Origin of the sequence: Sphingomonas panacisoli (assembly GCF_007859635.1) — a bacterium.
Taxonomy (GTDB): domain Bacteria; phylum Pseudomonadota; class Alphaproteobacteria; order Sphingomonadales; family Sphingomonadaceae; genus Sphingomonas; species Sphingomonas panacisoli.
In genome coordinates this window covers 1,161,078-1,173,761 of record NZ_CP042306.1, presented here as the reverse complement: position 1 = coordinate 1,173,761, position 12,684 = coordinate 1,161,078, and the positions used below count along the sequence as shown (strand labels likewise).

9 protein-coding genes are annotated in these 12,684 nt (G+C 64.3%); 3 read left to right on the top strand and 6 right to left on the bottom strand.

Annotated features, from left to right (window positions below; genetic code table 11):
• Window positions 1–2: 2 nt before the first annotated feature.
• Window positions 3–1,178, bottom strand: a complete 1,176-nt coding sequence (locus tag FPZ24_RS05945; protein ID WP_146570164.1) for an acetyl-CoA C-acetyltransferase — start codon at window positions 1,176–1,178, stop codon at window positions 3–5.
• 196 nt (window positions 1,179–1,374) lie between these two features.
• Between FPZ24_RS05945 and FPZ24_RS05940 the strand changes: the two genes are divergently transcribed.
• Together FPZ24_RS05940 and FPZ24_RS05935 are read left to right on the top strand one after the other, a co-directional pair.
• The gene (locus FPZ24_RS05940) at window positions 1,375–3,399 is read left to right on the top strand and encodes a malate synthase G (protein ID WP_240047687.1); all 2,025 of its coding nucleotides are present in this window, start codon (window positions 1,375–1,377) and stop codon (window positions 3,397–3,399) included.
• A gap of 209 nt (window positions 3,400–3,608) precedes the next feature.
• Window positions 3,609–3,941, top strand: coding sequence for a hypothetical protein (locus tag FPZ24_RS05935; RefSeq protein ID WP_146570162.1), 333 nt, complete (start codon window positions 3,609–3,611; stop codon window positions 3,939–3,941).
• Window positions 3,942–4,010: 69 nt separating this feature from the next.
• Here FPZ24_RS05935 and FPZ24_RS05930 read toward each other — a convergent pair whose 3' ends face one another.
• From FPZ24_RS05930 to FPZ24_RS05910, 5 genes are read right to left on the bottom strand one after another with little or no spacing between them, the layout of a single operon-like run.
• Window positions 4,011–7,625, bottom strand: coding sequence for an error-prone DNA polymerase (locus FPZ24_RS05930; protein WP_146570161.1), 3,615 nt, complete (start codon window positions 7,623–7,625; stop codon window positions 4,011–4,013).
• Entirely contained in the window at window positions 7,622–9,178 is a 1,557-nt protein-coding gene (locus FPZ24_RS05925) for a Y-family DNA polymerase (protein ID WP_240047636.1), read from the bottom strand. Before FPZ24_RS05925 ends, FPZ24_RS05930 begins: the two co-directional genes overlap by 4 nt.
• Complete coding sequence (locus FPZ24_RS05920) at window positions 9,105–9,872, bottom strand: ImuA family protein (RefSeq protein ID WP_146570160.1); 768 nt, start codon at window positions 9,870–9,872, stop codon at window positions 9,105–9,107. The genes FPZ24_RS05925 and FPZ24_RS05920 overlap by 74 nt, the downstream gene beginning before the upstream one ends.
• 52 nt (window positions 9,873–9,924) lie before the next feature.
• The gene (locus FPZ24_RS05915) at window positions 9,925–11,481 is read right to left on the bottom strand and encodes an alpha-amylase family glycosyl hydrolase (protein WP_146570159.1); all 1,557 of its coding nucleotides are present in this window, start codon (window positions 11,479–11,481) and stop codon (window positions 9,925–9,927) included.
• A complete protein-coding gene (locus FPZ24_RS05910) occupies window positions 11,478–12,284 on the bottom strand; it encodes a phytanoyl-CoA dioxygenase family protein (protein WP_146570158.1) in 807 nt (268 codons plus the stop codon). The genes FPZ24_RS05915 and FPZ24_RS05910 overlap by 4 nt, the downstream gene beginning before the upstream one ends.
• A gap of 73 nt (window positions 12,285–12,357) precedes the next feature.
• Here FPZ24_RS05910 and FPZ24_RS05905 point away from each other — a divergent pair, with 73 nt between their 5' ends.
• On the top strand, window positions 12,358–12,651 hold the full coding sequence (locus FPZ24_RS05905) for a plasmid stabilization protein (protein WP_146570157.1): 294 nt from the start codon (window positions 12,358–12,360) through the stop codon (window positions 12,649–12,651).
• Window positions 12,652–12,684 lie beyond the last annotated feature (33 nt).

Below are 12,684 nucleotides of genomic sequence, written 5' to 3'. Positions count from 1 at the left end.
CCTTATAGCCGCTCGACGATCGTGACGTTGGCGATCCCGCCGCCCTCGCACATCGTCTGCAGCCCATAGCGCTTGCCGCGCGCCTTCAGCGCATGGAGCAACGTCGTCATCAGCTTCGTTCCCGACGCGCCGAGCGGATGGCCGAGCGCGATCGCGCCGCCGTTGACGTTCATCCGTGCATGATCGCCGCCGATGACGCGCAGCCACGCGAGCGGCACCGGCGCGAAGGCTTCGTTGACCTCGTACAGGTCGATATCCTCGATCTTCATGCCGGCCCGAGCCAATGCGCGCTGCGTCGCGGGCAGCGGTTCCTCGAGCATGATGACCGGGTCGCCCGCGGTCACGGTCAGATTGTGGATACGCGCCAACGGCGTCAGGCCATGGTCCTTGAGCGCGCGTTCGCTCACGATCAGCACGCCCGACGACCCGTCGCAGATCTGACTCGCCGACGCCGCGGTCAGCACGCTGCCTTCGCCGAGCGCCTTGACGCCCGCCATCGATTCCATCGTCGCGTCGTAACGGATGCCCTCGTCCTTCGTGTGCAGGACGGTGTTGCCCTCCTCGTCAACGACTTCGAGCGGCACGATCTCGGTGTCGAACGCACCCGCCTGGGTCGCCGCCGCCGCGCGCCGGTGACTTTCGAGCGAATAGGCATCGAGTTCTTCGCGGCTGAACCCGTATTTCTGCGCCATCATCCCGGCGCCGACAAACTGGCTGAATCCCTGAACGCCGTAGCGGTCCTTGATCTTCTGCGACCATGGTCCGACGCCGATACCGAGTTGCGCAGGGGCGGAACTCGCGAGGCCCATCGGCACTCGCGTCATGCTCTCGACGCCCACCGCGATGACGATGTCCTGCGTCCCCGACATCACCGCCTGTGCGGCGAACTGGATCGCCTGTTGAGAAGATCCGCACTGGCGGTCGATCGACACCGCCGGCACCGAATCGGGCAACGACGAGGCCATGACCGCGCTGCGGCCGATATGCGCGGATTGTTCGCCGGCCTGCATCACGCAGCCCATGATGACGTCCTCAACCGCCGCGCCGTCGATCCCAGCACGTTGGACCAGCGCATCGAGCACCGCGCCGCCGAGATCGGCCGGATGCCAGTCCTTCAGCTTGCCGCCGCGTCGTCCGCCCGCAGTCCGCGCCGCCGCGACGATATATGCCTCTGCCATCTGCCTCTCCTCGATTGGGTTTCAGATAGCCACCGGTCGACGCGAGCGGCAAGCGCATTTTCGTGTGGACGGTATGGCTCGTCGGTGTATTGGCACGGCTCCTCCCCACTCATGCTGAATGGAGTTGTGCGTGTCCGGAGGTTTCACCGATCTTCACGGGTTGCAGGTCGCGAGCGAGCTCGCGGCGTTCATCGAGATGCGCGCGTTGCCCGGCACCGGGATTGCGGCGGACGCGTTCTGGGCAGGCGCGGCGGATATCTTCGCAGCATTCGCGCCGCAGAACGCCAAACTGCTGGAAAAGCGCGACCTGATCCAGGCCGAACTCGACGGCTGGCACGCGCAACGCGCCGGGTCGCCGATCGATCAAGTCGAATATCAGGCCTTCCTCCGATCGATCGGTTATCTGGTCGACGAACCCGCGCCGTTCCAGGTCACGACAGTGAATGTCGATCCGGAAATCGCGGCCACCGCTGGACCGCAACTCGTCGTGCCGGTCCTCAATGCGCGCTTCGTGCTCAACGCGGCGAACGCACGCTGGGGGAGCCTCTACGACGCGCTGTACGGCACCGATGCGTTGCCCGGCACGGCCAAGCCCGGCGGTTACGATCCGGCGCGCGGAAGCCAGGTGATCGCCTGGGCGAAGGCGTTTCTCGACCACGCGGTGCCGCTGACAAGCGGCTCGTGGAGCGATCTGTCGAGTGAGCCCAATCCCGCCAACCCCGCTCAATTCGTCGGCCGCGCGGGCGACAATCTCCTGTTCAAGCATAACGGCTTGCACATCGAAGTGGTGATCGATCGCGAGCATCCGATCGGCCGCACCGATCCCGCCGGGATCGCCGACGTCGTGCTCGAAAGCGCGATCACCACGATCGTCGATCTCGAGGATTCGATCGCGGCCGTCGATGCCGAGGACAAGGTGGCGGCCTACGCCAACTGGCTCGGTTTGATGCGGGGCGACCTAGCCGAGACGTTCGACAAGGGCGGCAACAGCCTGACGCGCGAACTCAACCCAGACCGCTGCTACACCGCTCCCGACGGCACCGAATTCACCCTGCCCGGCCGCGCGCTGCTGTTCATCCGCAACGTCGGCCATCTGATGACGACGCCCGCGGTTCGCTTGCCCGATGGCGGCGAAGCGCCCGAGGGCATCCTCGACGCGATCGTCACCAGCCTGATCGCGCTGCACGACATCAACGGCGCGCGACGCAACAGCCGCGCCGGGTCGATCTACATCGTCAAACCCAAGATGCACGGTCCCGACGAGGCCGCGCTGACCAACGCCTTGTTCGACGCGGTCGAGGACTTGCTTGGCCTCACGCGCCACACGATCAAGGTGGGCGTGATGGACGAGGAGCGCCGCACCTCGGCCAACCTCGCGGCGTGTATCAAGGCGGTCAGCGGACGTATCGCGTTCATCAACACCGGTTTCCTCGACCGCACCGGCGACGAGATCCACACGTCGATGCAGGCCGGGCCGATGTTGCCGAAAGGTGAGATCAAGTCGTCCGAATGGATCGCCGCGTACGAGAACCGCAACGTTCAGATCGGGCTAGCGTGCGGCCTGTCGGGAAAGGCGCAGATCGGCAAGGGCATGTGGGCGGCACCCGACCGGATGGCCGACATGCTCGACCAGAAGATCGGCCATCCGAAGACCGGCGCGAACACGGCCTGGGTACCGTCGCCGACCGCGGCCACGCTCCACGCGACGCACTATCACCAGGTCGACGTGTTCGCGCGGCAGAAGGAGCGCGCCGCTGAGCCCATCGCGCCGCTCGATACGCTGCTGACGGTCCCGCTAGCGCTCGGTCGAAACTGGACGCCGGCGGAGGTCCGCGCCGAACTCGACAACAACGCACAGGGCATCCTGGGGTATGTCGTACGCTGGATCGACCAGGGCGTCGGCTGCTCGAAAGTCCCCGACATTCACGATATCGGCCTGATGGAGGATCGCGCGACGCTACGCATCTCCAGCCAGGCGCTCGCCAACTGGCTGCTCCACGGCGTTTGTACGCCCGAGGAAGTCGAAGCAGCGTTCGAGCGGATGGCGGCGAAGGTGGATGCGCAGAACGCGGGCGATCCGTTCTATCGCTCGCTGGTCGATGATCCGACCGGCCCGGCCTATCGCGCCGCTCGCGCCTTGGTGTTCGAGGGGACGACACAGCCCAACGGCTATACCGAACCCCTGCTCCACCGTTTCCGTGCAGTAGCCAAGCTGCGCTAACTTTGGACAATTGGACAAAATGGACAGCGCAACTATCGAGGCTCTGCGAACAGAAAATCGTTACTTTACAATTGCCGTAAGCAAGGCGGCAAATGAACGCTCGTACCCGTAGCAACCGTAACTTTCCGCTCGCAAAAAACGGGAGGATATATTACCAACATGGGGTCGGCTTAGTCCGGCGTGTGCAATCCTGGTTTGGGGGTACAGCGATGTTTAAACTGATCAAGGTCGGCGTGGCAGCCAGCCTCCTGGTGGCAGGAATGGCGACCGCCGGTATGCCTTCTGGGCGCAATTTCACCGTCAAGAACACCAATGCCAAGGTCTCGATCCAGCGCGTGTGGTACGCGCGTGCGGGCGAGGAAGGCGATCCGTGGCATGAAGTCATGCTCGATTACGCGGTCAAGCCGGGCACGACGTCGAACTTCACCATGGGTACCGGCGACATCTGCCTGTACGACGTGAAGGTGCAGTTCAGCGACTCCTATGTGCAGCAGCGCGACAACATCAACGTCTGCCGCGGCGACACGGCGGTCTTCACCTGATCGCATCCGGCTTCGGCTGACGAACAACGGGGCGGTGGACGATGGTCCGCCGCCCCTTCTCTTTGGCGGTCAGTGGAAGTCGCGTGACTTGGGCAGGATGCGGACGTCGCGCGGATGCCGCCCGCCGGTCGATGTCGCTTTCACGTAGCGCGGGTCGCGTACGAGTCCGATATCGGCGCGGGCCATGACCGGGCGGGTCTCGCGATCCTCCGACAGCCGCGCGAGTTCATGGGTACGGTCGATCACCCGCGCGCCGATCAGATGGACGACGCTGCCCTCGCTTGGCGCGCTGCGCTGGACCTCGCCTTCGACCGTCATCAACCGCGAGCCCATCACTTGCATCCGCTGCGCCTCGAACACGCGCGCCCAGAGCAGGACGTTAGTGATCCCGGTCTCGTCCTCCAGCGTGATGAAGACCGCATTGCCGTTGCCCGGCCGCTGACGCACCAGCACTACCCCCGCGACGGTGACGCGCGAACCGTGCTTGGCGCCCGAGACCTGATCACATGTCTGCACGTGCTCGGCATCGAACACCGGGCGCAGGAACTGCATCGGATGCCCTTTGAGCGACAGCCGCGTCAGTTGGTAATCGGCGCTGACTTCCTCGCTCAGCGGCATCGCAGGCAGCTTGGCATCCTCCTCAACCCCTAGCTCGCGCGCCTTGGCCGCAGCGAACAACGGCAGCTCGCTGGACGGCGTCCGCCGCACCTCCCACAACGCGTCGCGCCGTCCCTTGCCGATCGATCCCCAGGCGTCTGCATCGGCGAGCAGGCGCAGCGCACGGGAGGGCAGATTAGCGCGGCGCGCGAGGTCCTCGATCGAGGGAAAAGGCGTTTCGGCGCGAGCTACTGCAAGGGCGTTCGCCCAATCCTCCCGAAACCCGTCGATCTGGCGAAAGCCTAGACGCAATCCTAAGCCATTATCGTGGCGATCCCGCTTGAGCCATTTCGGCAAAGGTTCTGGCGTAAGGTCGCTGATTTCCAGTGAATTATCCCAGCCACTCGCATTGACGTCGATCGGCAGGATGGCAACGCCGTGCTCGTAGGCATCACGGACGATCTGCGCCGGCGCATAAAAACCCATCGGCTGGGAATTGAGCAACGCGCAAGCGAAGACCGCCGGGTAATAGCATTTGATCCAAGCCGATACGTAGACCAGGCGCGCAAACGACAAAGCATGACTTTCAGGAAAGCCGTAGCTGCCGAACCCCTTGATCTGATCATAGCAACGCTGCGCAAAGTCGCGTTCATAACCGCGTCGAACCATGCCTTCGACCATCTTGGTCTCGAAGTTCTGGATCGTCCCGACATTGCGAAATGTCGCCATTGCGCGGCGTAAGCGGTTGGCATCGTCCGGCGAAAATTCGGCCGCGACGATCGCCAGTTTCATCGCCTGTTCCTGAAACAACGGCACGCCTTCGGTCTTGCCCAATACGCTTTCCAGTTCGTCGGGAGGACCGAATTGCGGCGACGGCTTGGGAAAGCGGACTTTCTCCTTTTTAGCGCGTCGTCGTAGATACGGATGAACCATGTTGCCCTGAATCGGACCGGGACGGACGATCGCGACCTGGACAACGATGTCGTAGAATTTTTCCGGCCTTAACCGCGGCAGCATGCTCATCTGAGCTCGGCTTTCGACCTGAAACAAGCCCAGGCTGTCGGCCTGGCAGAGCATGTCATAAATGACCGGGTCTTCTTGCGTCGCAATCGTGCCGAGCTCGGGCCGTTCAGGCTTTTGCTGCTCGATCAAATCGAACGCTTTTTTGATGCAGGTCAGCATGCCGAGCGCCAGCACATCGACTTTCATCAACTTGAGTGCGTCGATATCGTCCTTGTCCCACTCGATGAAGGTTCGATCCTCCATCGCCGCATTGTGCAGCGGGACCGTCTCCACCAACGGCTCTTGGGTCAGCAGGAAGCCGCCAACGTGCTGCGACAAATGACGCGGAAATTCGAGTAGCTGATCGACTAGTTCCTTCAACCGTCCGATCTCTGGATTGTCGAGCGTAAAGCCGGCCTGCGCGAACCGGGATTCTTCCACCGTGTTCGAATAACTGCCCCAAATCGTGCCCGACAAGCGCGAGGTGACGTCCTCGCTCATCCCAAGGGCTTTGCCGACCTCTCGTAAAGTACTGCGCGATCGGTAATGGATAACGGTCGCAATGATCGCCGCACGATGACGGCCGTAGCGCCGGTAAACGTACTGCATCACCTCTTCGCGACGCTCGTGTTCGAAATCGACGTCGATATCGGGTGGTTCGTCGCGTTCGCTCGATACGAAGCGTGAGAAAAGCAGGTCGTGCTTCACCGGATCGACCGAAGTCACGTCCAGCAACCAACAAACGATCGAATTGGCGGCCGACCCACGCCCCTGACACAGGATAGGCGGCTCGCAGCTACGCGCGAACCGCACGATGTCGTGGACAGTCAGAAAATAATACGCGTACTCCCGCTCGCGGATCAGCGCGAATTCCTCGTCGATCAAGGCTTTAGCCTTAGCGGGGATCGTTTCGCCGTATTTCTTGGCCGCGGCTTCGAGCACCAAATGCTCGAGCCAGTCCTGCGCTTCCCAGCCTTCGGGTACCGGCTCATGCGGATATTCGTAGCCGAGCTGGTCGAGCGTGAAGTCAATCCGGGCCAGCAGACATTTGGTCTCGTCGATCGCTTGAGGATGACGACAAAACAGTCGCGCCATCTCAGCGGTCGGCTTCAAATGACGCTCGGCATTGGCTTCGAGCAAGCGGCCGGCGCGCTTCACATCGGTACCTTTGCGAATGCAGGTGACGACGTCGTGGAGCTGGCGCTGGTCGGGTGATGCGTAGAGGGCATCGTTGGTCGCCAGCAACGGCACATTCGCCACCGACGCAATCTTGGCAAGCTCATGTAAGCATCTTTTGTCTTTTCCCGAATGCGTCATCGTCGTGCCGAGCCACAGTCGATCGCCGACGATGCGTTTAAGCCTGCGAAGCGTCGCTTCTAGTCCTTCGACATCCGGCACGCGTCGCGAGGGCCAAACGACTACGGACGTCGTAGGTAGGTCATTGGATGCCAATGTCGGTTCGACGAGACGCTTAGGAAAGGCAACGACATTGCTGTCGATAGCCTCTTCCTCCCCTAATTGTAGAAATCCGCGATCGTGCTCTTCGGCGATCCGACGCTTTTCGGCCAGTTCGGCAACCTCTTCGGAGTCGAAACTGTTTTCATCCATCACGATCAGCAGCAGATCCTGATGATGCGCGATCAGATCGCCGATATCGAGTAGGCACCCGCCCTTGGTCGCCCGACGATTGCCGACCGTCAGCAGCCGCGTCAGTCGTCCCCAGCCGTACCGCGTTGCGGGGTAGGCAACGATGTCCGGCGTGCCGTCGCGAAACACCAACCGCGCGCCGACGACGAGGCGAAACCAGGGCGGCGGCTCCGGTAACGGTGGAGCATCGGGGAACGTCTCCCACGGCCGATCGGCCTCATGCCTGATCCTTGCCTTGTCTCGCGCGGCGCTCCATTTCTCGCGCATCTCCTTCAACGCGACATGGGCTCGAACGACTCCCGCGACCGTGTTGCGATCGGCGATCCCGATAGCATCCAACCCGAGAACGACGGCGGTCGCGACCATGTCACGCGGCGAAGACGCCCCGCGCAGGAACGAGTAGTTCGTCGCCGCGACCAGTTCGGCGAAGCCCGTCATGCGAACACGCCGTGGACGTACCAGGATGGCGCTGGCTGGCCCTCTTCGAACAAGCCGCGGCGGAAGATCCACAGGCGCCGACCGCGACGATCCTCGACGCGGTAGTAATCGCGGGTCGGGGCTTCGCGCGGTGTCCACCACGGCGCGGCGATGCGTTCGGGGCCCTCGGCGCGCGCGACGTCGTGCAGCGTGCGACGCCAGCGGAACTTGAGCGGGGGGCCGTCGGGGACTTCGGACAGGACGTGATCGATCGGTTGCGGCGGGTCGAACAGGTGGATCGGGCGGAGCGGCGGTTCGCCGGGTTCGGACTGCGGCCAGGTTTCGGGAGAGGCCGGTTCGACGGCGGGGAGTGTGAACTCGGCCTGTTCGGGCAAGTGTCGGTCGCGGGGCGCGAACCGCCGCACGCGGCCGCGACCCAGCCGCGTCGACAGGCGATCGATCAGCGCCGTCAGTTCGGCCTCGGCGACCGCCCCGCCTTCGAGTTTGAGTTGGGACGCATCGAGCCGTTCGGCGACTGGAATATCGAGCCGGATCAGGTCGAACCCGAACCCGGGGTCGATCGGGTCGGCGAGCGCGTCGATCCGTTCGCGGAACAGGCGCAGCGCCAGCGTGACGTCCCTGCTCGGTCGCCCGGTCTCCACCGCGAGCCGCTGGACCAACCCATCGGTACGGAAGAAACGTGCGACGAAGCGGCGCCCGCCTTCATGGCTTTCCTCCAGCCGCACGAAAGCCTCGGCCATCAATTCGCCGAGCACCTCCAATGCATAGTCGGTTCGCGCCATCGGCTCGGCGAAACGGCGTTCGACATATAGCGGCGGCTTGACGATGCGCGGCGACAACGGACTGTCGGCCTCGCCGATGATCCGTCGCACGCGCGTCGCCGCGTCGCCGCCAAACCGTGCAGCGATCGCAGACAGCGGGCGCACCACGACATCGCCGACGGTTTTCAGCCCGGCACGCTTGAGCGCCAGCGTCGCTTCGCCATCGAGCCCAAGCGCCGCGACCGGCAAACGCCGCACCGCTTCGTCCTCGCTCGCCCCGCTCGTCCGATATCGCGCCAGTGCGCGAGCGGCGTCTGGATTGTCGGCGAAGGCATGGCTGACGACGACGCCGAGCCGGTCGAACCGCGCCACCGCATCCGCCGCCAACGCCGTCTCGCTGGCGAACAGATGCACGCACCCGGTCACGTCGAGCACCAGCCCGTCGGGCGCGTCGAGCATGACCCAGGGCGTGTAGCGCGCACAGCCATCCGCCAGCCGTTCGAGCCAGACATGATCGTCGTGCGGCGCATGATCGAACGCCGCCAATTCCGGCACCCGTGCGCGCGAATCCGCCAGCGTCGCGCCGGGTTCGATCCCCAGCCCCGCCGCCACCGGATCGACGGCATGGAGGCGTTGCGCGCCCTTGGCCTTCTCGATCACCGCATAAGGTGCGCCCTCGCGGCCGACGAACGCATGCGGCCGCGCGATCCGCAGCCGCTCAGAGGGCAGCCACGGGAAGTACAGCGCCAGATACCGGCGTGGCGGCGGGTTCCTGGAAGATACTTCGGTCACGATTCCACTCCACGCGCCACGTGACGCCGGCGGAACCGGCGCGGCGGCGTAACAATTCGATCTCGAACACCGGATGTCCCGGCGCTCCGGTGGGCGTGCCGTCGGCGAGCGGCACCGACGGCGACGCGCGCACCGCCCAGCGCGTGTCGGCGACGCTGGGGCTTTCGGTCGCCGCCATGCGGAGCAACAGTACCGTCACGCCCGACGTTTCGGCCGCCAGCATCAGCCGCCGCGTCGCGGTCAGGTCGAGCGGTCGGGGATCGCCCCAGCATTCGACCAGCAACGCCCCCACCCCGGCACACCGCGCCGCGTCGTTCGCCGCCTTCAACAGCGCGGCATCGTCCTCAACCAGTGCGACCAGCACAGCGTCGGCATCCAGTCCCAACTCGCCGAGCCCGCTAGCGTAGAGCGTCCCGCACTGCCGTTCCGCCGCATCGGTGCGCAGCCACAGCAACGGCCGCCCCTCCCCGGCCCGCAACCCCAGCATCGCGGCGAACCCGGCGACGCTGCCGGCATCCTCCCGCGCCAAAGCCATCACTTCGTGCAGTCGTCCGCGTGCCAGCCCCCCACCGAGCCAATCATCGACCGCCGCACATCCCGTCGCGACGCGTGCGCCATCATCGCGCGGGCGCACCCCTTCGATGCGCGCCAGGCGCCGTCGCAACTTGCTGAGCGAGGCAACCGACTCGGGCATATTTGTTCATGATATGTTCTAATGGAGAGGATGCAACCGATTCTTGCAAGACTTAACGGGAGCCAAGCACCCTCACCCCGAACGGCGGCAACGTGATCGCCCCCGGATCGACCGGGCGATTGTCGTCGAGCAGATCGACCCATCCCGCCGCCAGCCCCGTCAGTGCCGGCTTTACCGATGCCGCGCTTGTGTTCGCCAAGATCAGCACTTGCCGATCGCCCGAGGTACGCAACACGCACACCGCGCTAGTCGTATCGTCGCACAGCATTCGCTGATCGCCCTGCCGCAACTCGACCCGCACCGCGCGCAGGGCGAGCAAGCGGCGGTAGAACGTATAAAGCGAATCCGGCCGATCACGCTCTTCCGCCAGCGACACGCCATCGCCGCTGCGATTAAAGCGATTGCCCCAGGCCGTCGCATCGCTGCGATACCAGATCGCGGATCCCGCCGTGTCGAGGTCTGCCGTCCAGCGATATGCCTCACGCAATCCGATATGCGCGCCGTCGCTTTTGACCTTCGGGTCGATCCGCCCGCGCATGCCGAGTTCCTGGCCGTAATAGATGGACGGCGTCCCGCGCATCAGCAGCGTCAGCGCCGCCCCGATCCGCGCCTTGCGCTCGTCGCCGCCGACCACCGACATGAAGCGGTCCATGTCGTGATTCTCGAGGAACAAGATGCGCTCCTTGCCGTCGGGCGCCGATCCGCTCGCGGCCAGGGCGTTGACGATCGCGGACTTGTCCATCTTTTCCAGCGCGAACCGCAGCGGGAAGGCGAACACCATGTCGGTGTCGCCCTTCGTCAGCCAGGCATCGCCCGAGCCCCAATCGGCCTGCTCGGCGATGATCCGCGCGCCCGGATTGCGCGCTCGCACCGCCGCGAAGATCGGCGCCCAGAAATCGGCGAACAGGTTCGTCAGGCGATGCTTGTTGTCGAGATCGTCCATCATGTGGTCGATGCGGAACCCGTCGACGCCGTCGCGGAGCGAACCGTCGCCGTGCGGATCGATCCACCGGACCAGCAACCGCGCGAAATAGCCGCGTACCGCGGGCAACTTGAGATTGACCATCGAAATACCGGCCCAGCGCCCGTCATAACCCGGCCAGGCGGGCACGCCGAGGAATGGCTCGGGCTCTTCGTTGGTCTGCGGACGGTTGTAGAGGATATATGGGCCGAACTTCGCCCCCGGCTTCCCGCGCGAGGAGGTCAGCCACGGGTGTCCTTCGGCGACATACTGGAATTCCTCGTCGAGATAGACCTTCAGCCCACGCGCATGCGCCGCGCGGATAAAGGCGAAATATTCGTCCATCGTCCCGTAGGCCGGGTCGATCCCTTCGAAATCGGTCGCGAAATAATTGTGGTAGAATGGCGACGGCTGGAGCGGCGTCAGCAAAAGCGACGTCACGCCGAGCGCCTTGATATCGTCCAAACTGCCGGTCAGCCCGTTCAGATCGCCGATCCGGTCGCCGTTCGAGTCGCGGAAGCTGCGGAAGAAGATGTGGTAGATCACCTCGTCGCGCATCGCGGCGGCGGTAACCTTTTCGGGCGGTGTGGCACTGGCAGGGCTCGCAAGCAGCAGCGCCGCCAACGCCAGGCCGAGTGCGCGGATCACGCTTCGAACAGCACCGGGTTAAGCGGCGTATCGATGATCCGGCCGATTTCGGCGCCGGGGCACCATTTGTCCCAATCCCTCCGTTGCTGATCGTTCTCCGGCGCCTTCAGCACCATGTCGCGATCCATGTAGATCACTGTCATCACCGATCGCGGATCGTGCGAGCGGTTCGGCCCGGCACGGTGGAACGTCCATCCGAGATGAAAGCTGACCTCGCCTAGATCGAACGCGCCGTCGACGATCGGAAAGCCGTGACGCTCCATGTCAGCGGTGATCGCCGCTTCGCTTTCGTCCGATATGCCGAGGTCGCGGCCGAACTCGACGTGCTGACTGCCCTTGAAGAAAGCGAGTGGCCCCATGTCTTGCGGCACCGCCTGCAGCGGCACCCAGGCGGTGATCGTGCGGTCGCTGGAAAGCGGCCAGTAATATTGGTCGGCATGCGCGGGCGTGATGCCGCCGCCGGGTTCCTTGTAGAGCGACTGATCATGGTAGAGACGGACACCTTCGACCTGCAGCAATCGCGCCGCAATCCCCGCCAGCCGCTTGCCGAACACGAACTCGCGCGTGGTTTCGTCTTCGCGCCACAGGTTCATGACCTGCAGGAACGCCTTGTCGTAAGTCGATCTTTCCTCGAGCGGCAGCGTTTGCGTGTTGAGCGCGATCGTTTGCTCGGTGATCGCACGGCCGAAATGCGCGAGGGTTTCCGCGTCGAACACGTCCTTCAGCCGGATGAAGCCGTCGCTGGCGAACCGTGCGACCTGCCCATCGGACACGGCATAGGGGCTGTCGATATCGATGCTCATGCGCCCTTGTAACCGGGCGGCTGAACCGGCGTCCACCATGCGCGTTGTGGAACGACGAACGCTGGAGGTAACGATGCCCCAAGGTGACAAGTCGGCCTATACCGACAAGCAGAAGCGCAAGGCGCAGCATATCGAAGAGGGCTACGAAAAGCGTGGCACGCCAAAGAAGGAAGCAGAAGCGCGGGCTTGGGCAACGGTGAACAAGGAATCGGGCGGCGGCAACAAGTCCGGATCGGGTCGCGGCAAAGCCGATACGCATGTCTCGTCGGCGCGTGGCGGCCGGGCACACAAGGCCGGCTCGCCCGAAGCGCGATCGGCGGCCGCCCGCAAAGGCTGGGACACGCGGCGGCGGAACGGCAACGCCTGATCATTGCGGGGTTGCAACGGAGCGCCTAAGTGC